The sequence below is a fragment of the Singulisphaera photorubra genome (assembly GCF_045290345.1).
GTDB lineage: Bacteria > Planctomycetota > Planctomycetia > Isosphaerales > Isosphaeraceae > Singulisphaera.
This window is the reverse complement of record NZ_CP155447.1, coordinates 7,573,099-7,597,026: the sequence shown is the minus strand read 5'-3', so window position 1 is coordinate 7,597,026 and position 23,928 is coordinate 7,573,099. Positions and strand designations below refer to the sequence as shown.

9 protein-coding genes are annotated in these 23,928 nt (G+C 64.0%); 3 read left to right on the top strand and 6 right to left on the bottom strand.

Going from position 1 to position 23,928, the window contains the following annotated elements; all coding sequences use genetic code 11:
• Positions 1-87: 87 nt before the first annotated feature.
• The 3 genes from V5E97_RS28570 to V5E97_RS28560 all read left to right on the top strand — a co-directional run bounded on the left by V5E97_RS28570 (position 88) and on the right by V5E97_RS28560 (position 9,020).
• Positions 88-4,866 (top strand): bifunctional serine/threonine-protein kinase/formylglycine-generating enzyme family protein, encoded by a 4,779-nt coding sequence (locus tag V5E97_RS28570; protein WP_406694967.1) that lies wholly within the window; start codon positions 88-90, stop codon positions 4,864-4,866.
• Positions 4,867-5,375: 509 nt separating this feature from the next.
• The gene (locus V5E97_RS28565) at positions 5,376-6,821 is read left to right on the top strand and encodes a glycosyltransferase (protein WP_406694966.1); all 1,446 of its coding nucleotides are present in this window, start codon (positions 5,376-5,378) and stop codon (positions 6,819-6,821) included.
• A 63-nt stretch (positions 6,822-6,884) separates the two neighbouring features.
• A complete protein-coding gene (locus V5E97_RS28560) occupies positions 6,885-9,020 on the top strand; it encodes a glycosyltransferase family protein (RefSeq protein ID WP_406694965.1) in 2,136 nt (711 codons plus the stop codon).
• Here the strand turns inward: V5E97_RS28560 and V5E97_RS28555 are convergent.
• The 6 genes from V5E97_RS28555 to V5E97_RS28530 all read right to left on the bottom strand — a co-directional run bounded on the left by V5E97_RS28555 (position 9,013) and on the right by V5E97_RS28530 (position 23,888).
• Positions 9,013-9,756 carry a hypothetical protein gene (locus V5E97_RS28555; RefSeq protein ID WP_406694964.1) on the bottom strand — a complete coding sequence of 248 codons (744 nt, stop codon included), beginning with the start codon at positions 9,754-9,756 and terminating at the stop codon, positions 9,013-9,015. The two genes, V5E97_RS28560 and V5E97_RS28555, sit on opposite strands and share 8 nt — an antisense overlap.
• Before the next feature lie 439 nt (positions 9,757-10,195).
• Positions 10,196-11,023 carry a hypothetical protein gene (locus V5E97_RS28550; RefSeq protein WP_406694963.1) on the bottom strand — a complete coding sequence of 276 codons (828 nt, stop codon included), beginning with the start codon at positions 11,021-11,023 and terminating at the stop codon, positions 10,196-10,198.
• Positions 11,024-11,056: 33 nt separating this feature from the next.
• Positions 11,057-12,358, bottom strand: coding sequence for a reverse transcriptase family protein (locus V5E97_RS28545; RefSeq protein WP_406694962.1), 1,302 nt, complete (start codon positions 12,356-12,358; stop codon positions 11,057-11,059).
• A gap of 6 nt (positions 12,359-12,364) precedes the next feature.
• On the bottom strand, positions 12,365-14,251 hold the full coding sequence (locus V5E97_RS28540) for an SWIM zinc finger family protein (protein ID WP_406694961.1): 1,887 nt from the start codon (positions 14,249-14,251) through the stop codon (positions 12,365-12,367).
• Positions 14,248-20,643: a HEAT repeat domain-containing protein gene (locus V5E97_RS28535; protein ID WP_406694960.1), complete on the bottom strand. Its 6,396-nt coding sequence runs from the start codon at positions 20,641-20,643 to the stop codon at positions 14,248-14,250. Before V5E97_RS28535 ends, V5E97_RS28540 begins: the two co-directional genes overlap by 4 nt.
• Complete coding sequence (locus V5E97_RS28530; protein WP_406694959.1) at positions 20,640-23,888, bottom strand: BRCT domain-containing protein; 3,249 nt, start codon at positions 23,886-23,888, stop codon at positions 20,640-20,642. The genes V5E97_RS28535 and V5E97_RS28530 overlap by 4 nt, the downstream gene beginning before the upstream one ends.
• Between the last annotated feature and the right edge of the window lie 40 nt (positions 23,889-23,928).

Genomic DNA, 23,928 nt, shown 5'->3' with positions numbered 1-23,928 from the left:
CAACCGTCTGAACCCGATCACACGCCACGATGCCGAACACATTCCTAGGCCACATCAAGGCCGACGAGGGTGTGCGGAGTCGCAGCCATGAGTGGTGCCGACTCGTCAGAAACGGGTGACTTCCCCTTGTTGCAGTTTCGTCGCGTCATCGACGCGTGCGACCGTTTCGAAGCCGCATTGTTGGCAGGCCAGTCCCCTCGGATCGAGTCTTACCTGTCCGAAGTTGACGGAATCGACTCTCTGTCCCTGCTCCGCGAACTCGTCACACTGGAGGTGGAGCATCGAGTCAAAAGCGGCTGGAAGCCTCGCCCCGACGAATACCAGGAGCGTTTCCCCGAGCACACCGACTTGATTCTCTCGGTGCTCGAAGAGGCGACCTTCAGTACGCTCGGCTCCGGATTTCTTTCCGAGGCCGCAGAGTCGGAGTCCACCGAGGAGTTCGTCAACACCGATGCGCCGACCGTCAGTTACACGTCGTCCAGTCAACTCGGGCGCAACGACCATTCCACCGCACAGCGGGGACGGGGAGACAAGCCGCCGAAGAGCATCGGTCGCTACCTCGTCGAGGAGTTGCTGGGCCAAGGGGGTTTCGGCCAGGTTTACAAGGCGTTTGATGCCGACTTGAACCGCCGGGTGGCAATCAAAGTTCCTCATCCAAGCCGGATCAAGACGTCTCGTGACATCGAGTCTTACTTCCTCGAGGCACGGATCCTCGCCAGCCTCGACCATCCGGGGATCGTGCCCGTCTTCGATGTCGGACGCACCGTGGAAGGACACTGCTACATCGTCTCCAAGCTGATCGTGGGGAAGGACCTAGCCGCTCGCCTGCGATTGAGCCGACCGTCCCACCGGGAGACGGTGACGCAAGTGGCGACGATCGCCGAGGCCGCCCACCACGCGCACTCTCGCAACCTGGTCCACCGCGACATCAAGGCACGCAACATCCTGATCGACGAGGAGGGGCGGTCCTACCTTGCCGACTTCGGGTTGGCGCTGAAGGATGAAGACTTCGGCAAAGGCCCCAACTTCGCCGGGACACCCGTCTATATGAGCCCCGAACAGGCTCGGGGAGAGGGGCACCGGGTCGACGGCCGGTCCGATATCTTCAGCCTGGGCGTGGTCTTCTACGAAATGCTCACCGGCACGCGCCCGTTCAAGGGGGGAGACTGGGCGGAGACGATCGAGCAGATCAAGACGCTCGAAGTTCGCCCCCCTCACGAGCTCGACAACACCGTTCCGAGAGAACTGGAACGGATCTGTCTGAAGGCGCTGGCGAAACGGGTCACCGATCGATACAGCACCGCGATGGACATGGCCGATGACCTGCGGCATGCCCTGAGCCAACTCCACGACTCCGGCACGTTTGAATCGAAGTCGTGGGAGTCGGGTCAGAGGTTCGAGATCGATACGTCGACGCTCGGGCTGCATATCGTCCCCAAGGGCCTTCGGTGCTTCGAAGCGGAGGATGCCGACTTTTTTCTCAAACTGCTGCCCGGTCCTCGCGACCGCGATGACCTGCCCGACAGCCTGCGGTTCTGGAAAACGCGAGTCGAAGCCACTGACGCCGACCGAGCCTTCCGGGTCGGCCTGGTCTACGGCCCCTCGGGCTGCGGTAAGTCGTCACTCGTGAAGGCCGGGCTGTTACCACGACTCAACGCCACCGTCACACCGATTTTGGTCGAGGCCAGCTCCGAAGAAACGGAAACGCGGCTGGAGAAGGCATTGCGTAGGCAGTTCGAAGCACTCCCCTCCGAGTCGCGGCTGCCCGAACTTCTGGGCTCGATCCGCCGGGGTGCTTGGAATCCCGAAGGGGGAAAAGTCCTCCTCGTGATCGACCAGTTCGAGCAGTGGCTCCACGCCAACCGCGGCACCGAAGACTCGGAGCTCGTCCAGGCATTGCGGCAGTGTGACGGCATCCGGCTCCAATGCCTCCTCATCGTCCGCGATGATTTCTGGATGTCGGTGACCCGGTTCATGCAGGAGCTCGAGGTCCAGCTCGTCGAGGGCCAAAATAGCGCGGCCGTGGATCTGTTCAGCATGCGGCACGCCAGGAAAGTCCTCGCCGCGTTCGGCCGAGCATTCGACGCGCTGCCCGGTTTTCCGGCGGCGCCGAAGAAAGATCAGCTTGCATTCATTAACCAGGCCGTTGATGGGCTGGCCCAAGACGGCAAGGTGGTCTGCGTTCAGCTCAGCCTGTTCGCCGAGATGGTCAAGCACAAGACCTGGACGCTCGCGACCTTGAAAGACGTCGGTGGGACGCAAGGAGTCGGGGTGACCTTTCTCGACGAAACGTTCAGCGACGCCACGTCCCCTCCCGAATATCGCCGGCACCTGCGAGCGATGCGTGAAGTGCTCCGAGCCTTGCTCCCGGAGTTGGGGACTGAGATCAAGGGGCACATGCGTTCCCGGAGCGAGTTGCTCGAGGCTTCCGGCCGTGGAGAATCGCGGAACGACTTCGACGAGATCCTGCGGGTCCTTGATAACGAGCTGAGGTTGATCACCCCCACCGATCCCCAAGGAGACGTAGCCAGCGAGTTCTCGGGCCTCGAGCCGCACTACCAACTCACTCACGACTACCTCGTGCCCTCACTCCGCGACTGGTTGACCAAGAAGCAGCGAGAAACGAGGCGAGGGCGCGCTGAGATCAGGCTGGCCGAGCGGGCCGCACTCTGGGGGACCAAGCACGAGCGAAGACAGCTTCCTTCGTTCCTGGAGTGGCTCGATATCCGCCTCTATACCCAGCGCAGCCGGTGGAACGAGCGCGAGGCGAAGTTGATGCGCACCGCGATGCGTCTCCACGCCGTCCGCTTCTCCCGAGGCTTCTTCGTCCTGGTCGTCGCGACGGCGATCGGCATGGAAAGCTACACTTACCTCAGGGCCGGGGTCCTGGTCGATCGTCTCTTCGCGGCCGATACGGCCAAGGTCCCCGACATCATCCGACAGATGTTCCCCTATCGCCGCTGGGTGAACCCTCGGCTGCAAAACGCGCGAGCACGGGCCAAGCTGGGCTCACAGGAGTCGCTCCGTGCCAGCCTGGCACTCCTACCAGTCGACAGCGAACAGGAGCTCGTGCTCATCGACCAACTGGTCGATGCCGACCCTCCCGCGGTGCGGATCGTCCGTGACGCCCTCGCTCCCGGTAGCCCCAAAGTGAAGGAGAATCTTTGGCGGGTCCTCGAGAACGTCCTGGTGCCAAACGGTCGCCGGCTACGCGCGGCCTGCACCTTGGCCTCGTATGACCCTGACAGCCCGCGGTGGGCCGCCGTCGCTTCCGACATTGTATCAACCCTGACAGGTGAAGACCTCTTTGCAATCACCCATTGGAGCGAACTCCTCCACCCCGTTCGCGAAAAGCTCAGGCGCCCGCTCACGAACACCTTCCTGACCCAGCATGACAACCAGCGTGGATTTATCGCGGCGTCACTCCTGGGAGAGTACACCCACGACCGACCCGACTTGCTCGTCGAACTCATCAAGCAGGCCAACCCACGGCAGTTGCCGATCCTCCTCTCCTCACAGTCGAGTGAGAGCAAGCCCAAGCTCGCGGCCGTGGTCGAAACCGTCCTCTCCGAACCCATTCCCCACCAAGCGGAGCGCATTGAGCTCAACCGGTTGGCCCGGCAAAAGGCGAACGCGGCACTCGTGTTGACGGCACTCGGCCCGGCCACCACACTCTGGCGATCGCTCGAACTCAAGCCCGACCCGCGGCTACGCGGCTACCTGATCGCGCGAATGCCCAGCTTCGAGTTCGATCCGCTCAAGCTGCTGGAAGAAGTCCAGCGTCATCCCGTGCCCTCCGTTCGCCAGGCGCTGGTGCTCTGCCTGGGAGAATTCGACGATAACCTCCTCCCCCAAGGGATGCGAAACAATCTGCTTCCTAAACTCATGACCTTGTACCAGGCCGATCCGGACCCAGGGGTCCACTCGGCTCTCGACTGGCTGTTGGGACGTTGGTCGTTCGCTGATCAGGTGCGCGCCATCGACCTCAAACTGGCCGGGGTGCAACCCAAGTCAGGACAAGGGTGGCGAGTCACCAGCCAGGGGCAGACGATGGTCCTGGTCGAGGGACCACTCACATTTCAGATGGGCGCTCCCCCCGATGAAATCGGTCTGATCGCGCCCAAGGTGGATGAGACCCAACACACCCGTCATATCCGCCGAACCTTCGAGATTGCCTCAAAGGAGCTGAGCTTCCAACAGTTTCTCGCCTCGCCCTATGCACCCCCTCACCTCAAGATCGATAGCCCGAACGAAGCGAATCCGATCATTGGGGTCACGTTTTATGACGCGGCCAAATACTGCCGCTGGCTCAGCGAGCGAGAAAATACCCCTGACGATCAGATGTGCTTCCCGCCGATCGCAGATATCAAGGACGGATTCCAGATGCCGCCCGACTATCTCTCCCGCACAGGCTATCGTCTGCCGACGGAGGCTGAATGGGAGGCCGCATGCCGCGCCGGCACGACGACGTACCGTTTCTTCGGAGACGATCCCAGCCTCATGGACAAGTACGCTTGGTATTTCCCCACATCGCGAAGTGCGATGCACCCTGTAGGGGAGCTGATGCCCAACCCGCTCGGCCTCTTTGACATGCTGGGGAACGCCTACGAACGCTGTCTCGCCCCCGAGGCCTCGATCGGAGATTATCCACGCCATCCGGTGGATGACGATATTCCCAACGTCGGTCTCCCGCGCATCCTCGTCGATAAAGCCGCCCTCGTGATCCGCGGCGGCGCCACCCACCTGACTGAGGATCGGCTGCGCTCCGCCGTTCGACACGTTGACGGCGTGGGCGATCCCAACATTCATGTTGGGTTCCGAATTGCCCGAACCTGCAAAACATTCCCCCCATCACCAAAGAAATAATCAACCTCTTGACGAAACCCATCAAATTGGTCAGAACAGCATTCTCTTTCATTCAAGATACGGATATCCTGATTGTCTCTACAAATACATCCGCGTAAGGAGTAGCAGACCGCGTTGAAAGACGACGCCCGGCCAAGAACCTAGGCCTCACCACCCACGCATGGGTGCGACTGATTGATTCGATTCTCGTGGCTTTCGGCCGTCAAACATCACCCTCACTTCTCCGGAGACTCCTTCGATGTCACTTTTGTCAGTACCTGAGACAATCGTGCCGAGTGCGGTGACCACGGGGCATACGGGAGCCCCCAGCTTATCCGGCGTCGCTTTTTGGAAATGGACGGCGTCGGAGTCGCAATGGATCATGGTCGATGATCGCTCGGAGCCTGGCTTCGAGTACGGGGATGGGCCCACGCAACCAGGTCGTTTTGATGGTCAGACCGTGCGGTGGGCCAGCGTTCCCAGCCGATAACGTCCGTGAAATTTGCCCCGCAATTGCGAGCGTCCCGTTCATGGCACGCGACGTCGAACGTTGCCCTTATCACCACCAGGCCCCGACCGCGGTGCCTGAGTCCGCGATTTGCCGGCTCTTGCACCGACTCACTGAGGTTGAGGACGACAGCCTCTGCGAGGTCTCACGCGAGGCCTGCGTCGCGTGCTGCGAAGGGTCCCTCCCCTCGGAGACGCACCTCAACCCGACTCTCGCCTCGCTCTTGTTTGATTTGACAACCCGACTTCTGCACACGGACGCCGACGTTGCAGGCTGCGACCGCGAACAGGCGATCCGCTTGCGAAACTGGGCTGAAGAAAACTTGTTTCTAGGCGCGGATCCCCCACCGCGCTTACCTCGAGTTCGCGAGTCGACGACCCCACGCTTCGTCGACTCGCAAGGCAGGTTGGATCAGCGGCCTCGGATCGGCCTGATCGGTAGTAACGCGCCGTCGGGACTAGGATCGTTGAACCGGTCGATCGCCAAAAACCTGGCGATCGACCACTGGCTCATCGTCTCTCATCGTTACTTTCCCGACCTCCCCGAAATCCCGGAGTGCCATGTCTGGCGGGAAACCGAACCGGCCTCGGTTCGTGAATTTCTCGAAGGGCTGGATTGGCTTCTCTTCTGCGAACGTCCTCAACTCGACTTCGTCGTCGAAATGGCCCACGAGATGGGGGTGCGAATCGGTTGCGTGCCGATGTGGGAGCACCTCGAGGAACTCTCCCGCTGGATCCGCATCGTCGACCTGATGATCTGTCCGACCCGGTTCTCCCACACGATCCTCGAGCGTTGGCGAGAGCGGCTCGGCCTCCACTACGAGCTGGCTCTGGTCTCCTGGCCGATCGATCTCGACCGATTCCCGTTCCGTCCCCGTAGGGTCTGTCACAAGTTTCTGTTCATCAACGGACTCGGTGGGATGCGGACCCTGGAACAGCAGTCGCCGAACTGGGACGGCCGCAAGGGCCTCTGGATCATTGCTGAAGCCGCGAAACGTGCGCCCACGGTGCCGATCCTGGTTCGTTCCCAGGCGGCTTACATTCCCCGTCTGCCCGCCAACGTGGAGGTCCGTCGCGACAACCTCGAGGATGCGGCCGCGTTGTACGACGAAGGGGACGTCTGTATTCAACCCAGCCGCTGGGAAGGGCTCGGCCTGCCGCTCCTGGAGTGCCAGGCCAGCGGCCTGCCGTTGGTCACGACCGACGCTCCCCCGATGAATGAACACCGTCCGTTGCTGGCGGTTCGTGCCTCGGCAACGAGGGCACGCCTGTCTCGCCATCGAACGATTCCGGTCCACGAAGTCGATCCCGATGACCTGGCCAGAGCCCTCCTCAGCCTTCATGGTTCGGACATTTCCGAAGCAAGCCGCGCGGCGAGACGGTACGTGGAGTCGGAACACTCCTGGGTCGTCACCGGGCCCAGAATCCTCGACCTCCTGCGTCACACTTCGGCGCCACGCAACCGATGAGTCGGCCGGCCCGAAATCCGCAACTCCTATTCTTAATTATGCCTCTCTATTTTAAGGCCAGTTATGCTTAGTACTCCTATTATTTGCCACTTCAGGTCTCGAATCCAAGGGGATGGCGACACCGAGGTTGCCGAATGCCGATTGCTCCAAGAGATCACGGGGGTTGCCGAGGCGGGACTTTGCCAGGTGGGTCGGGACGCCTGCATCTACTGCGGCCGGCAAGGGGAGCCGAGCGTCCACCAGGTCAACCCGGTCGTGGGCTCGCTCCTGTTCACGCTCTCGACGGCGATCCTCGAGCGAGGGGGCGTGGACGGCTGTGATGTCGACAAGGCGGGGCGGATCCGCGCATGGGCCGAGGACTTCCTCGACTCCGACCCCGACGAGGTTGACGACTCTCATCGTCCCGAGCGAGTCGACCTGGCTTGCCACTACCTCGGTGACAAGTTGGACTCGCGCACCCTGGCGGCCAACGGGAACCGCGGGCACGAACCGGTCTTCCGGTGCCATCACCCCGCGCATGTCGAGACGACCCGAGAGGGATGCATCCGCTGCCGAGACTGGTCGAATTCACCCCGGCCCGACGCCCTCCCGATTGCGACCTGGCTACCGGCCCCCACCCAACGGACGGGAGGGCCTGTGCGGCGATGGGCGGTCGGCCTGACCACGTCCCCAAGGCGCAGGCCCACGCTCGAATGGACCCTGGATAGCCTGGTCCGGGCGGGGTGGGACCAGGCTCGACTCTTCGTCGATGCGGCCGTCACGATCCCTCGCCGTTATGCCCATCTCCCGGTCACCCAGCGCGAACCCAAGAGCGGCGCCTGGCCGAATTTCTACCTCGCGCTGAGCGAACTGCTGATGCGTGATCCCGACGCCGACGCCTACTTGATGGTCCAGGACGACGCGACCTTCTACGATCGGATCAACCTCCGCGAGTACGTTGAATCCATCCTCTGGCCGAGCGACCCGCCCCCACCCCTCTCGTTATATACCTGTCAGTTGGATGTCTCCGCCCAGCCTGGTTGGCATCCCCATAACAAGCCCTGGTTCCGCGGGGCGCTCGCCTTGATCTTCCACCCGGCGACGGTCCGCCAATTCCTGGTCGACCCGATTGTCTTCGGGCATCGCTGGAACCCTCGCAACGACGGCCTGGCCCATGTCGACACCGTCGTCGGGGAATGGGCCTACCGCAACGGCACGCCGGTCCAGCACCCCACCCCGAGTCTGTGCCGTCACATCGGCTATACCAGCACTCTCTGGCCCGAAGCCAAGATTGAGCATGACCGCATCGAAGGCGAGTTTGGAGACGAAGCCCAGTATCCTCCCAACGGCTCGGCCCACCGCGGCGACTTCCCCGAGGCGGCGTTCCCTTGCCCCGAATCAACCGCCAAAGCCTACGATCAAACGGTCGAACGGGGCCGCCAGCGAATGCGCACCCAGGCGGTGACCATCTGTGGGATCGGCCGCGACATCGCACGCACCTTTCCCGAGTTCTCCGCACGCGTTGAGCGCCTTGGCGCCATGTTCCGGACCTACCACGGCGTCTTCTACGAAAACGATTCCGAGGACCGAACGCCCGATCTCCTGAAGGCCTGGGCGGAGGCGAACTCCGCGATCCGGGTCATCAGCGAACGACACGGTGATCCTCGGTTCGGCTCCATCCGCTCCCTGATCCGAACGGCAGCCCTCGCCTCCTACCGCAACCGCTGCCGCGACGTGATCCTGGCCGAGTTCGCCGACGACGACTACGTCATCGTCGTCGACATGGATCTCGAAGGGGGTTGGAGCGAGGACGGGATCGCCCACACGTTCGGCCACGATCAATGGGATTTCGTCGGCTCGTATGGACTCCGCCACGATTCGGCCAACCCGCGTTCCCGAGACCGGAAACCAACCCACCTCGACACCTGGGCCTACCGGATTCCGGGCACGGAGGATCCGCTTCCCGTCCAGCAGGCCAAGGAACTCTCGCTGCAACGCGGCGATCACCTGCAACCCGTCTGGTCGTGCTTCGGCGGGCTAGGCGTCTATCGCATGGAGTGCCTCAAGGCCACAACCTACGGTGGAGACGATTGCGAACATGTCGTCTTCCACCGCAGGCTACGCGATCTCGGTTTCAACCGTCTCTACCTCAACCCCAGCCAAATCGTCCTCTACAAGGCCTTGGCGACCACTCGATCCTCGACCGACAGGCTCAGGTAGCCTTTCCTGACGGATTCGCGTCGTGAAATTCGGCAACCGGCACGACTTGGTTGCCTGCCCAATACTTCAAGTATCGATATTTAAAAAACCAGGATTCCTCCGCCATGTGCGATCCAATGGCTGAATATCTCCCGATATTCTGCGTGCGAGCGAGCTCCGGATAAACCTCATGACAACAGGGAGTCCGCTCCTCCGCGCAAAAATTCACATTCAGAAACACGTCCCATGTACAAGGGCTGAGATAAAGCCGACCGCTAAAGAGCTCCCAACGGTTCTTCCAGGTTCCCCACCCCCAAGGATGGAACCAGGCACGAAGACGCGTCCGGTGGTAATCCTCAGGAGCCACCGGATCCGCCCGGCGATTGTATCCGGTCACCGAAAACACGGAAGAATCGGCCGCATAACGCGCGGCGGCCCACTCGAAGTAGCGGAGAGCGTCCGGAGCAAGGAGGATGTCATCCTCAATGTGGATGACGAAATCACCGAAACTGAAGCCATCAAGAAGCGCATTCTCCGTGTTGCGGTTAACGCCCAGTCGTCGCTCGTTGAACGTCGGCAAGCATTCAGCAAAGTCGATCGCCTCGATCAAGGCGCGAACCTCCTCATTGCCAGGCTCGACATGAGGCAGCACAAGATAGTCACCGATGCCGTCACACGCGCGGAGCGCCTCAAGGACCTGTCGCGCATAATCAGGCCGATCACAAAGACACATCGAAATCGTTTTCACATTATTCATTTTATACTCTCACAACTACAAGCAATATCACAATTCACAGAAACACGCTGTAGGCCAACTGAGCCACCCATGACTGGCCCACCCGGCAGACTAGCCACAAATGAGTGCCACCTGATATTGCCAGGAGACCGAAATCCACAGGAGAAACTCGTTCCCACGCTCTGCGTGGGAATGCCGTTCTGGCCGCTCCGCGGCCCCACCCGCCGGGAAAGACGACGCTGAGCGTCGCGGACGGCGTTCCCCACGCAGAGCGTAAAAAAGAGATCCCGGCATCCTCGCTACAGACTCTCCAATTCAGGAAACAACTGGCGCAACTTCACGTCGATTCGTTCCCGAGTAGGCTGAATCCGTTCGTCAAACTGATCCCGCTTGCTCTGCGTCTCAGCTTGCCACTTCCGCACGGCTTCTGAACTCTCGATCAGGTCGGCTTGACCTCGAGTCACACCGGAGGTCGTCCGTTCCTTGCGGAGGGCCATGAGCGCGTTAAAAAAAAAGGGGCGAGGTGCTCCGAGTCCATGAGTAACGCTTCGCGGCGGACACCGGCCAGCCGAAAGAGGCGTGGGTGGAAGCCGTCGACGAACGCCTCCCAATGGGTCCATTCGCGCAGGCACTTGTCAAGGCGATGATAAAAGTGAGCCAACGTCACTCGACACCGGTTCGCAGGTTCCTCATCGCCGTTGTAGACACGGAAGAGTACGTCATTAAAGCTCCGCACCTTCCCGCCTCGGAACCAGTGGTCCAACCACGCTTCCAGCAGGGAACAGCCCTGCCGATACCGCTCTAAAAAGTAGAGCAGGGGCGCATGGTTGAACTCGAACCAGATCACTTCGTCGGCTTCCCACTGCCGACGGGAGAGACGAAGCCTATTCCCCAGCGCAATCTCCTCGTTCAGCCTGAGCCGCCGCCAGGCGCCCTCGTAGTTCTTCAGAATGCACAAAGCGTCGAGTTCGAACGAAAAGGTGAACAGGCCTGCTTCCCGGCCCGGTCCGCGAGCCGCGTAACGACGAATCTGAGCGCAAGCGGAGATGACTCGCTCGTGCAACCCGTTCCTCTGCAAGTCGCACAGGTACAACTGATAAAGCCGAGATGCGTCCTCGGCCGCTCGCCAGAGATCGGGGATTTGCGTCACCACACCGACCTCCACCTCCTCCTTGGGCTGAAATTGGGAGACCGGCACGCCAAGTCTGACCTTGATGCCATCAAGGAGCGCTGGACCACCCATGGGAAAGCCCTCTGACTCCTTGAGCAAGATCTCGGAACACGGCACATTTCCATCCATGAATTTTGTTTTCTAACAACCTCAAGCTTCTTGCTTGATCGCCTCCAAAAACTTCGCGCCGAGCGCAGGGTCGGTCATATACACGTAAGCCGCGGAACCGGCCAAGGTGGTGGGCGACTCGCCTTCATGCAGCGGCTTACCGTTGCGGCTGTTGTGGATAGCGGCGCGGAGCTCGCGGCGGAACTTGCGGGGGGTGCGGGGGACCTGGTCGCCGTTGACGACCAGGCCGGTGATCGTTTGCCGGGCCCCCGCGCGGGCGACGCGGGTCTTGCTCGGATGGATGGTAAATCCTTCGGCCTCGACGACCCGCCGCACCGTGCCGACCAGGGCGCCGAGCCTCGGTTTGTCCTTGTGGTCGTGAGGCAGGCTCAGGGTCAGGTCGTCGGCGTAGCGGGTGTACCGCCAGCCGAACCGCTTCGCCAGGGCGCTGAGGCGTTGATCCATCCGCAGGCAGAGCGTGTTCGTCAACGCAGGGCTGGTGGGTGCCCCTTGGGGGAGACAGCGCGGGCCGAGCGCGATGTAGTAGGTCTGCCCCTCATGCTCGACGACCTCGCGCGGCGACTCGGTGCATAACAAGGCGAGCAGCGTGGCCACCTGCTCGCGGTAGCCCGCCTTGCGGAAGATACCGCGAACGCGTGCAAGCGTGACGGTCGGAAAGAAGTCTTTGATGTCCATCTTGACCACGACCTTCGGGTTGGCGTGAGCCGCCGCGTTGGTCAAGGTGGAGCGGCCCGGCAAGAAGCCGTGGACCGAGCCATGGACGAGAAGCTTCTCGGCGATATTCCGAAGAATCCAGTGCTGAGCACTTTTCAACTTGGGCATCGGTGCCCAGATCGCACGCTCGGAGCCGTCGCGTTTGGGGATGGTGAACCGCCGATAGTGGATCCGGGTCGCCGCTTCGCGGTGATAAGCCAGCCAGCGGAGTTCCGATAGGCTCAGGCCCAGGGCCTCGGCCAGTTGCCGGGGCGAGTCCAAGGGGGGGAGCTCGTTTTCGGCCGCGCGCTCCTCGGCGTGAGGGAGATCCCACTTATCAGGGCCGTTGACGTCATCCTTCCAGAAGATTCCTTCGCCCAGGTAGACGATGTGACTGGTCTTGTACGCCCGCCACGCTTCGGCCTGGAGCAGTCGCTTCTCCTTCGCTTCGAGCTTGAGCGATTTCTTATAAGCCTCGAGCTCGCGTTCCGACATCTTGTCGGTCTCGCGGCGCTTGACCAGGAACCCGCGTTCGGCGAGTTGAGCCTCGACATAGGCCTGCGTACCGCCAGCCTGCTCGATGGCACGCCAGAGGGTCATCGGGTCGGTGGTCCGGATGGTCCTACTCATTGGGTTTCATCCCGCCGTGGCATCGAGGAAGCCGCGGGCGTCCAGCTCGCCGATCCGGGCGAGGTAGGCGGTGCGTGCTTCGTCGAGAGTATCGAACGTCAGGGTTTGCAATCGAGGGGGGACTCCAGCCCGCCCCCAGCGGATCCGCAAGCGACGGCGTTCCAACGAGACCTGGTGGACCTCTTCCCCGTTCGGGTCGCGTCGGCTGTAGGTGCGTGTCTCGACGGTGACCACCTGCTTGGCGTCCCCTCCTTTGAGCCGCTTCGCCTCTTGCTCGGCGTAGGCCAGCCGGAGGGCGATCAGGTGGACGCAAGGGCCGGCCTTCAGCCCTTGCTTGCGGAAGGCAGGGCAGGTGCAATCCGCGCGGGTGACCTGCCCCTCGTCGGCCATGAGTAACTGGGGGCGGTACTCGCGCCTGTCCTCCTCGACGACGACCTTGCCGGTCAATTCCAGGCCGGAGGCGGGAATCCGGTTCTCGGTGACGATCTTGACCGCTCCTCGGCGGACCACGAGGTCGTGGGCGATCCGCTCACGCGGGTTGCGATACTCCAGGCGGGTCAGGTCGAGTGGGTCTTCGGTCAAGGGGCGAAGCCGATAGACATTCGCGGCCAGGTCATACATCAGCTTGCCCTGCTGGCAGCCAAGCTGAAGCGCTTCGAGGAGCGCGGGCCATTTCAGGCCGGTCGACTTGGCGAGTTCCCCCGCGCCCGCCGACCAGTGCTTCTCGAGGTGGGCGAGAACCGCATCCAGGACGGGCGTCGACTTGGTCTTCCGGGGCAGGAGCAGATCAAAATTGACCGCCTGAGACCAGTTGGCCGCCGTGAACCCGGTCAGCCCCAAGGTGAGCGAGAACCCGCCTCCCCGAAGGATCCAGAAGCTCGGCAGGCCACTGCCCAGGAGCGAGACATCGATCTGATCAACGAAGGGAAGGAATCGCCGCAAGGCCGAGAGCCTGCGCCGGCCCCAGACCCGCACAACCTTGGCCGACTTCCCCTTGTAGATCCCGCTGGTGGACGGGACGACCAGATCCCAAGGTTCCATGACGAGCCGGGGCACTTCCCCGGGAACGAGCTCGATCCGCAAGCCACGCCGCTGCCCCTTGCGATCGGCTTGCAGCCGGAGCTGACACAACACGTTATAGAGATCAATCGGCGCCAGCGAGAAAGAATCCATCGGCAAGGCCGCGGCCGACTGCACCTGAAGGAACCCACGGAGCCAGGAGTCGGGGACCCTGATCTGTTTCTCGAGCACCTCGCCGACCGCGGCCGTGGCCAACTTCACCCCGTCCCGCCCAAGGCTCAGCCTGGTCTCGCGGTAACTCCGCATCTGCTGGAGTCCCGCGAACAGGGCCTGGCTGAAGTCGATGTTGGTGGTGCCGTGGGTTGGCTCCGCGGTTTGATCGAAAGCGTCGCGATCGATCCCGAGCTTGGCATAGGCCCCCTCATCCTTGCTGAAGACCTCGAAGAAGACCTGGTCGGGGTGGACCGTGATCACGGGGTCGAGGATCAGGTAGGCCAACGGGTCGTTGCGCAACAGCCAAGAGAAATAGGCCCGTTGCGCCTGCCAGAGTCCCTGACTGGCCGACTCCCGGCGCATCCGCAGAAAGGCCACATAAGCCGTCCGATCTTTGGGCACATAGCGATAGTCACTTCCGACCACCGCATACAGGGCCGACATCGCTTCGCGAAACCGGAGCGGATCCTTGAGGGTCGCCTCGAACCGGACGGGAGGGCGGCGGATGTTGCCGGCCAGGGTCAGCTCCGCCGTCGCCCCCGAGGCGACCAGCGTGCTCGCCCCCGCATAGGCGAGGTTGACCTCGACATGCTCGGGCTCGGCCGGTTCAGGAGAAGGAGTGGAGGGGGCCTTCTCTTCGCTCGGGGTCTCGTCGCTCATGACCGTACCTCGGATCCAGCGGCTTTCACTCGAGCCCGTTTCGATCTCCGAAGACCGCGCCAGGCGGCCTTGCGCAGGTCTTCATCGTCGTCGGTCGCCGTGCCGAGGGTGCGAAGCTGATCCTCGGCGTCTTCCCGGGCCAGCTTGGCCAGTGCTTCCACGGCCCCCAGGCGGGTGAGCGTGGGCAGGCTGCGATCGCCCATCACGGCGGTCAGCCCTTCGACATCAGCCTGCGCGACCAGATAAGGGAGCACAACGCCTTGCTCGTGGATCCGAGCGGCGGCCAGCCGTGCCAGCGTTTTCGCCTTGACGTCCTGGTTCTTGACGACGCGAGGAAAGCTCACCCGGTCTGCAAGGAACTGATCGGCAAGTCGAGTGGCCAGCTCCCCCCCGTCGCGGCCGGCGGCCGAGGCCGCGAGCGCGCGGAGCTCGGGATCGTCGCCCGTCGCGGCCCTCTCCAGGGCGACCGCGATCTCGGGAGTTGGCTTCCAAGAAGTCAAGGCGGTCACGGCTGCGAGCCGGAGCGGCCGGTAGATGCGATCGCCGGGGCGGGCTGCGGCCATTTCGAGCAGCGTCTCCCGCGAAGTGCCGAGCCGTCCCGCCGCCCAGACCAGGTTCCGGACGCAAGGCGTGAGCGATTCGGCCAGGCGTTCGGTCTCCTTGGTCTCTCCCCGTTCGCTCTTGCGGCGGCTCTCTTCCCAGGCGTTGCACCACTTCGGCAAGGCTGCTTCGAGTGCCCCTGCCATCGGCTTGGCGGCTGGCCCCGCCCGGCCCAGAACCCGGGCCGCCAGTTCGACGGCCTGGGCCTCGGGACGCTCAAGAGCGGCACGGGCCTCCTCCAGAGGGAGGCTGGGGCGGCTCAGAAGATGCGTCGTCAACAACTCTTGCACTTCGCGAGACGCCTTCGTCACGATCTCGAAGATCTGGCTCGCTTCGCCCCGTTCGCAGACTCGGGCCACGGCGTTGAGCCGTTCGTCATCATCATAGAGTTGTGGGTTCCGCAAGAGCGCGTAATCGGGCTCGAGCGAATCAGGTCCGAACAGCCGCCGGGCGCTGGCGAGAGCCACGTCCAGCAGCGGTATCCTCTCGTCTTCTGCTCCGCCGGCAAGCTGGCGGAGGAACAGATCGCGAGTCGCCGGATCATCATTGAACGCGAGCATCTCTAGAGCGGTCGTGCGCAGTAAGGGCGAGTCGCCTTCGAGCGCCGCGCGGCGAACGGCTTGCCACCCGGCGCGGGTGTCGAGCCAGCGCAGACCGCGCACCGCGTTCGAGGCCAAGAGAGCCTGCTCCCCCTTGGCGTATCGTTCCAAAAGCTTGAAGATATCGTCGGCTTTGGACGATCGCCCCAGGTGGCCAATCGCCTCGGCCGCCTGTTCCTGCAACGCATGCCCTGCATCGCTGGCGAGCCGCAGCAGGGTGTCGAGGGCCCGCTCGTCGCCGAGTGCGCCCAGGGCTTCGACCGCGCGCCGGCGAAGGTTCAGGTCGCTCACGAAGTCAAGACTCGCGAGCAAGACGTTCAGGCCTTCGGTCCGCCCCCCCTTGGCCAGCGCCTCCGCGGCCAGGAACTGTGTGATCGGATCTTGATGCGACAGCACTTTCAACAAGGGCTCGGCATCAGTCCCACGCTTGCGGACCCGCCAGCCGAGGGCTTCGACCGCGTCGCGGCGAAGCGCCTCGTCGGGATGAAGGATCAGGACGGCCAGGGCCGGATCAACAATATTGGCACGAGCCCACCGCGCCCCTGGAACGAGCCGGCTCAAGAGTTTTGGTTCGCCCAGGGCCGAACAGCGTTCCAGCAGGCGGGCAAGAATTTCGGGGTGACGCGGATGCTGCTCCACTTCCCAGCGCCGATCTGTCAGCTCGTCTTCCGGGTCGTGGACGTATTGATCGAACCCGCTGATTGTGAGCACAGCTTCAAACGCAACCTCGCGCCGCTTCCGATCGTTCTCCATCAGGCGGAGCAGGCGATCGACGTTCTCGGGGCGGCGGAACCCGCCGGCCGTCGCGATCAGAGGGTCGGCCAACGCCGTACCGCTCGGGTCGGTTTGCAAGCGATCGAGCAGAGCGTCGGGAGCTCGCGAATCGCCAAGGGTCGCGAGCGCCCGGATGATTCTGACCTGAGGGGCCGGTAGTTGGACCTGCTCCAATAGCCGCACGAGCGCGGGGAAGGCAGCTTGATCTTTCTTCGTGGCCAGATCGAACGCGGCGGCCTCCCGGACCCGTTGATAGCGAGAGTTCAGCGCCTCCCGCAAGAGGACGCCTGCGGCCTCGTCCTTGTCGTACGCGGCGGTCAGCCAGGCGACGGCTCGCTCCCGCAACGGTTCGTGGGCCGCCGTGAGCGCCTGCCCGGCCACGGCAACAGGGCCCTGGGTCTCAATCAAAAGCCGAGCCGCTTCAATCGCGAGCTCGTCTTGACGCGTGAGCATGACGCGTTCGAGGATCGCCCGGCCTTCGCCGGCCGCCGCGCCGCTGGTCAGGACTTCGAGCCCCTTGACCCCCAGGTCGGTGTGCCCCGCGCCCAAGGCTTCCGAGCCGAGCAGGGGCGCGTCGACCCCCAGGGTCTGCAACTGCTCGAACGCCAGCAAACGGACTCCCTGGTTCGGATCACCCAGCGCCTGGATCAAGACGGGAACGGCCCCCCGGGCGAAGTGGGGATCGGTCTGGGCCAAGGCCAGCAGTCGGCCGAGCGCGGTCTGCCGGACCCGGACAACCTGCGGGTCGACGCCGGTCCCTTTCTTCTTGCGGTTCGACGAGCCCCCTTGCTCGCGGACCAGCCCTACATACGCGCCAAAGGCCAGTTCCAGAAGTTCGGGCCGGTCGTACGCTAGCGACACACTCGAGCGTGTCTCGGCCTGGGTTCGCAGCGCGGCAATCTCAGAAGCGAATCGAGACGCGTGGATCGACCACGGCAGATCCCAGGCCGCCTGCTCTTTCTCGCGGAGGTGATGGAGCAAGTCCACGGTTCGAGCCCGAACCAGGGGCGTCCCATAAGCCAGGAGCTCCGCCAACGCATCGACGGTCGATTCGGTAATCGTCCGGCTCGGCTCGTCCCCCCGATCGTTGATCAAATGAACCACGAACGAGCGGAAAGCGGTCGAGTCGCCAAGACTTTCCAGAGCCCGTGCGGCGACGAGCCGGCCCCTCGGCGTGCGACTCGACAGACAGGCCAGGACGCGTGTGGCGGCGGCTCGCGGTGCTTTCCACTCCAGGAGCATCAGGAGCAGTAACGCCTGGAACCGGACGTCCCCCTTCGAGTCGTCGAGGAAGACGATGAGCTGGTCCTCCCCCGCGGTCCCCAGAGAGAGTGCGGCCGCCAGGAGCTGATTGGCGTCGAGGAACTCCCGAGCCTGAATCGAGAACACGATCGGCGCCACCGACGACTCGCCCGCGTAAGCCAAGCCCAGCGCGGCGTTGTACTTCACCTTCGGATCGGCATGCGAAAGGGCCTGCCGCAAGGCGTCGAGCGTCTCCGGGCGGGCGACCCAGATCAGGGCACTCGCCGCATGGGCCCGGATCGAGCCGTTCGGGCTGTCGAGCTGGGGGATGATGCTCGTCAGGGCGGCCGGATCTCCCAGTTCTCCGAGCCCGTCGAGGGCCGACTCGACCCGCTTGGCCCAATCTCCTTTCCGCTCGGCTTCCAACGGCTCCGGTTCCGTCGCCAGGGCCAGGAGCGGCTGAAGGGCGGCTACATCGCCATGGCCGGCCAGGGCTCGGGCCGCCCTCAGGCGGACATCGGCGTGAGGGTTGTCGAGCGCCTTGGCGAGCTCGGGCCGAGCGTCAGCCACGACCAGCGACTCCAGGGCCGCCAGCCTGACGTCGCGGTCCTCATCTCCCACGGCCCTGACGAGCAAGGCCTGCGCCGCCTTGGTGCGTTTCTTGACCAGGGCCTCGACCGACCGCTTGCGGATGTCGGGATAGCGCGAGCTGAGCCCAGCATCGAGAAACTCGAGGCCTTTCGTCTTCTTGTTGGCGAACTCGAACGCATCGTCGCGAAGGGTGGGGTCCGGGTCGTTGAAAAACTCCAGGAGCAGATCCCAGCCCCAGGGCTGGCTGACTTGCGCCATGGTCTCGGTCAAAACCTCGCGGCGAACGGCGGCATGAATGCTCCGCCCCACGAACCGAAGGGTTCCGGCCCCCCCGCCGGCCAGTTGGAGGTTCAGCGTGGCCTTGAACGCTTCGTTGCGGACCGACTCGAAACTGTCATTCAGGGCCCGGGCCAGGTGGGACAGGGCAGGGCCCTCCGTCCCCTTGGGAGGAGCCTTGCGAATCTCAGCGATCAGCAGTTGGAGACCACGACGGCGGACGTCCTCGAAGGAGGAGCCCAGGCCCGACTCGGCGCCGAGCAACGGGTCGGCCTGGTGGATCTGGGCCAGGGCCGAGAAGGCCGCGTCGCGCACCTCGGGCTCGCGGTCATGCAACAACGAGCGGAGCCGTTCGATCGCGCGGGAATCATCGAGCGCGGCCAACGCGCGGCAGACCTCGACCCGGGCTCGCGCATCCTCCTCGCGGCTCAGTTGCAACAGCAGACCGAAGGCGCGCGGGTCGCCGAGCAGGGCCAGGCCCCGTGCCCCTCGCAAGCTCGTATCCAGGGCCCGGCTTGCCGTCGCCTGCAAGAGCGGAGCGAAGTCGTCATCCTCGAGGACGAGCTCTGCCCGATCGGACTTCGCCGCTTTGGCCCGCCCTTTTGCCGGCTTTGCTTTCTTCTCGGCCGGCTCCACCTCCGCGGACGCTCCCTCGAGCTCGAGCAGTTGACGCTGCAAGTCCGGATCGCGACGGCGCAACGCCTCGAGCAACGGCTCGCGGGTGTAGAGCGAGAGCAAAAAGGCCGTGCGCCTGACCTCCGGGTCCTCGTCTTCGCCCCGGCGGCGGAGGGCGGTTTGCACCCCTTGATCCTTGAGCATCCCGCGTTGAAACAGGCGAACGATCGCAAGTCGCCTGACGTCGGCATGCTTGGAATTGAGAGCGACCAGGCTCGCCTCGGGCGACCTGGCGTCGTAAACCGTTTCGAGGCTCGCCAGGGCCGCCTGACGCACTTCCGCCGGGCGGGCGTTGAGCGTCTCCAGGAGGCGGGCGAAGGCGCGGTCATCCTGCTTCGCGAGCGTCTCCAAGGCCCGGACCGCCTCGCAGCCGACGTCGGCTTTCTCGACCTTCAGGGCCAGGTCGAGCGGCCTCAGGTCGGTTTCCCCCAGGTGGCGGCGCAGCCCTTCGAGCGCTGCCAACCGCACCGCCTCGCCCGACTCGCCGAGCCAGGGTTCCAGAAGCTTCGCGGCGCGGGGATGTTTCGATCCACCGAGCTTGCGGACCGCCAGGAGCCGAAGCGCGGGATCCGCGTCCTGGCCGACCTGGGCGGAGATCAGCTCCAGGGAAGCGGCGTCGTCGAACTCCGCCAGCTCCTCAATGGCCGCCTCGCGCTGCCGCGATTCGGGTTGAGCCAGCTCATTCAGCGCCCTTCGCTGAGCGCCTTCGACCCTGTGTGACGGCTCGCCGAACTTACCAGCCGCATCCAGAGTGAAGAACCTGAGCGTGTTGTCCTCGCAGGCCGCGACCAACCGGGCTCGGTCGTGGACCTGCACCAGGGTGAGTGCCACCACCTTGGCCATTCCGTCCTTGAGCGTGGCAGGGCGGGCGCCGCCGGACCGGGGCCAGTTCTTGACCGTGCCGTCGCGGCTCCCGGAGTAGAGCCGATCGCCGGGTCCCCAGATCAAGGCGCTGATCCGATCAGTGTGGCTCGCCCCTTTGCCTTTATCTTCGGGTTCGAGCTTCCCCCGAGCGTGGGTCGACAACAACTTCAAGTCGGCCCCCGCCGAGAGGAACCGCAACTCCTCGGGCTCGAACAAAAGCGCGGTGACCGCCCCCTCGTGAAGCTTCTCCGAAGCGCTCAGCAAGAACTCGGGCTTGTCCTCGACGTCGAAGACCGTGACCGTCCCCTGGGCCGTTCCGACCGTCAGCCAGCGACCGGTCGGATCAGCCGCCAGCGCCGTGCCCGGCTCGGCCAGCGGCAACGTTTGCAGCGGTTTGCCATCCTTCCGGGCCAGAATGACGACCTGAGAACCGGCGAGCACCGCAAGCCGCCCCTCGGCCAGCAGAGCGAGCGCCTTCGGAGCCAGGCCGAGCGACGCCCCCAGCGGCTTGAGCGCCCCCCCTCGCACGGAGCCTCGGTAAACTTGCCCATCCTCGCCGCCGACCCAGAGCGTCTCCTCGTCGTCATCACCGAGCACGACCAGGCCGCCGGTGGGGACTGGATCCAGCCCCATCGTCAGCTTGTCGGCGTCGAGTCGGTAAACCCCCGTGGCTCGTCCTTCGGGATGAACGGTCACGAAGGCGACGATCGGGCCGACCCCGGCGATCGCTTTCACGTCGCCGCGGTAGTTGAGGTATTTCTCGAGGCTCAAGAGACGGCCTCCTCGTGACGGCGGGCGGAATCGGGGCGGGCGAGGTCGGGATAAGCGTGGCGGATCCGGGTGACGGCGACCAGGCAGGCCGCCCGCTCACTTGGTCCCCTCGAGGTCATGAACTCTTCGAGGAGTGGCAATACCCCTCGGGCAAAACCGATCTCCTCCAGCGCCAGGTCTCTCATGACCTCGACCAGGGCCAGCTTGGCCTTCCGGGCCGGGAGCGGCTTGATCCGCTCAGCCCCCCCTGGTTCCTGATCCTTCACCGCCTCGGGCCGGGCAGGAGGGATCTCGAAAAGGGTGCGCCGAAGGAACTTCCAGAGGTTCAACGGAGAGGCGGGCAAGTTCTCGGGGCGGGCCGGAGCCCCTTGGCCCCGGGACTCGGCCAGGCTGGCGGCCGCCTTCTTTGCCGCGGCGCCTACGGTCGACTGCGCCGGGACGACCGGCTTCCACCCCTCGGTGATCCCCCGATCGCGATAGAGCGACCAAATCGCTCGGATCACGAAAGCGCGAATCTTGCGGTCGGGGCTCTCCGTCAACCGGAATAACTCCTCGGGGAGCCGGAGCCGGGGCGATCGCGCAATCAGTTGCATGCCAAGATCACGCGTGGATTCGTCGGCCGATTCGCAAAACCTGTAAACTGCGGTGGGTGTCAGGACCTCGGGCGGGACCCGGAACCGACGGTTCTCCGGTGACTCATCGGCCAGGAGCGCCTTCGCCACAAACTGGCGAACCTCGGGGTAGGGGACCTCAGCCAGGGCAATCAGGGCTTCGATCGGCGGCGCCCAGCGGGCAAAGTCCCACCTGGCCACCTCCAGGGCGAATTCACGGAGCGGCTTGCGGCTCTCGGCGAAGAGCGGCTGCACCCGGTCGAGCGTCAAGAACTCGCCGGGGATCTCCGCCCCAGGGTCGACCGGCCGGTCCGTCTCCGCCAGGGCGATGTCGGGATGATGACGTCTGAGATACTTGATCGCAAACTGAGCCAGCGGCGCATCTCCGGGCCCCGGCGCCGTGGCCATTTCCCAGAGTCGCTCGCAACCGGCGAGGGTCGTATCGGCCGAGAACGTTTGTTGCTCACCGGCCATCATCTTCAAGAATGCCGTTTCCGAGATGATCTTGATGTTTGCCCCGGCATTGTTGAGATCCTCGGCCTTGAGCTGCTTCGATCCCTTCTTGCCGTTCCCGTAAAGCGGTGAACCCTCATCGCCGATGACAAGGTAGTAGAGCTTCGCCGTGACCCCGGACGCGATCGCGCCTCCGGCTTGGCGGACCTTGGCCTCCGCCTCGTTGCGCGGCATTGTCGCCATCTTGCCGGTGAACAGAAACGAGGCCCCTTTCAAGTCGACGGCGACCGCCTCGCTCGCCGGGGCCGGTGTCGCCGCTGCCGCCCCTTCGAGGGCGAAGTCGGCCGGGACGAACCCGCGAATCATGGTCTCGACGGCAAAATCGTGGTAGCGAGGCTCACTCCGCACCACCAGCTTGAACAGCCAGTCGAAACCGAGATCGGCCGGGGAGAAGCGCCGGACATCCCGAAGCCAGCCGAGCACGCGATCGGCCAGTTCTTCATTGAACTCAACGGATCGGGCCCAGGCGTATTGTCGCTTGAGCGCAACCAGCCAGGGGTCCGCCTCCCAGGCCGGGTGAAAGGCGAGCATCTTGGTGAAATCGAGCGGCAAGGTGTTCGCCTTGAGCGTTCCCGCATCGATCCAATCGGCCACCGTCTTGCTCGTGAACGGATGAACGATGAGCCATTGAAGGAATGAAGGATCGAGTGAATTCAAGTCAAACCGAGCGAGCTCACCCATCGCGTAGGTGACAGCACGCCAGGTCGAGGAGGGCCGGTTCTCGATCTCCTCGATCATCCCCCGGAAAAAATCCAGGCCGAGCTTCTGGTAAGGATGAACTTCGGGAAGCCGATCCTTCGCGAACCGGTAAGCCCCCAGGCTCGGGGAAAAGAGGCGTTCCTTGAACCAATCGGGCGTCAACTCGCGGTTTCCGAAATGCTTGCGAAGCACGGCGCCGGCCAGTTCATAGCCATAGGCCGTTTCGAGGAGTTGGCCCCAGGCCTCGAGACCGACCTCGGTGCGCGGGTCGCGTGACAGCAGCAGGTCACCGGCCAGGCCTCGCACGGCGGCATGTCCGTTGTTGGCCAGGCGAATCAGTTCCGCGACGGGGAGGTCCCGCGCATGAGTCCGGGCGTAGTCGGCCGCATAGGCGCGGGCCTCGTGCGACGCGGAGTCGAACAGCCTGAGGACGGCGTCGTGCAGGCCAAGCGTCCGAAAGGCGGCCTGCTCGAACCGAGGCACGTTGTTGAGAATCCAGACCACGAACTCGTCGATCGAACGGCTCTCAACATCGACGAGACAAGCCACCCAAGAGGGCTCGATCTCACGGATCGAGGCCCGAAAATCGGCCTTCAATGCACCGGCCGCGAACTCCCGGACTCGATCGCTCCGCGCCCGCTCCAACAGGCTAAACAGCGGGCGAGGCGTTCGCTTCCAGAGATCGGCGAACGCCCGTTCCTTCAAAAAATCACTCGATCGGGTCGAGTGGGTAAACCGGCTCCGATTGTAGTTCCCACTCTCGTGATGAAAGATCTGGTTGGCAACCCAGGTCTCCGACCAGTTGGTCCGATCGGGATACCAGGCGAGAACCTCTCCTGCGAGGTCGGCGTAGCAGGCCGGGAGAGTGACCGCGGTCCGCCTGAGGTATCGCCAGGCACGACGGCAGAGGTAGATCAGGGTATCGCGGCTGACCTCATGGTCCCGGTTGGCATACGCGGCATCGAACCGGGCGGCCAGGGCGCCGAAGATTTCGGTATCGCCCCGGGCCTCGGCTTCCTTGAAAATTCGCTTCAAGGCCCGCCAAGGACCGTAGGTGAGCTTGACCCGAGCGATGATCGCCAGCAGGCAAGAGCGGGCGTAGGGTCCGTCGTCGTGCCAGAGAGCCTCAATGACCTCGTGCAAGCGAAGCCGGTCGGGCAAGGGGACCTCGGCGTCCGCCGCCTCCAGGGCCTTGATCTGCTCGACGCGATAGTGCGCCTGCTCGGCCCGCGGCTTGCGTCGAAATGGCTTGCCGCGAATCTCCGCCAGAAACTTGGCGAAGGTCGGCGCTCCCTCTCGCACAGGCGTTCCCGAGTCCTCGTCGTCCGACTGCTCCGCCAACCGCTCAACGAGGCTGACGAGTTCGGGATCCTGGGTCTCCCAGGCGAGTCTCACGTCGGCTAAGCGTAGGGAAATCGCCACGTTTGCCTAATCCCGCTGGAGGTAGGAGTTGATTGGGAAG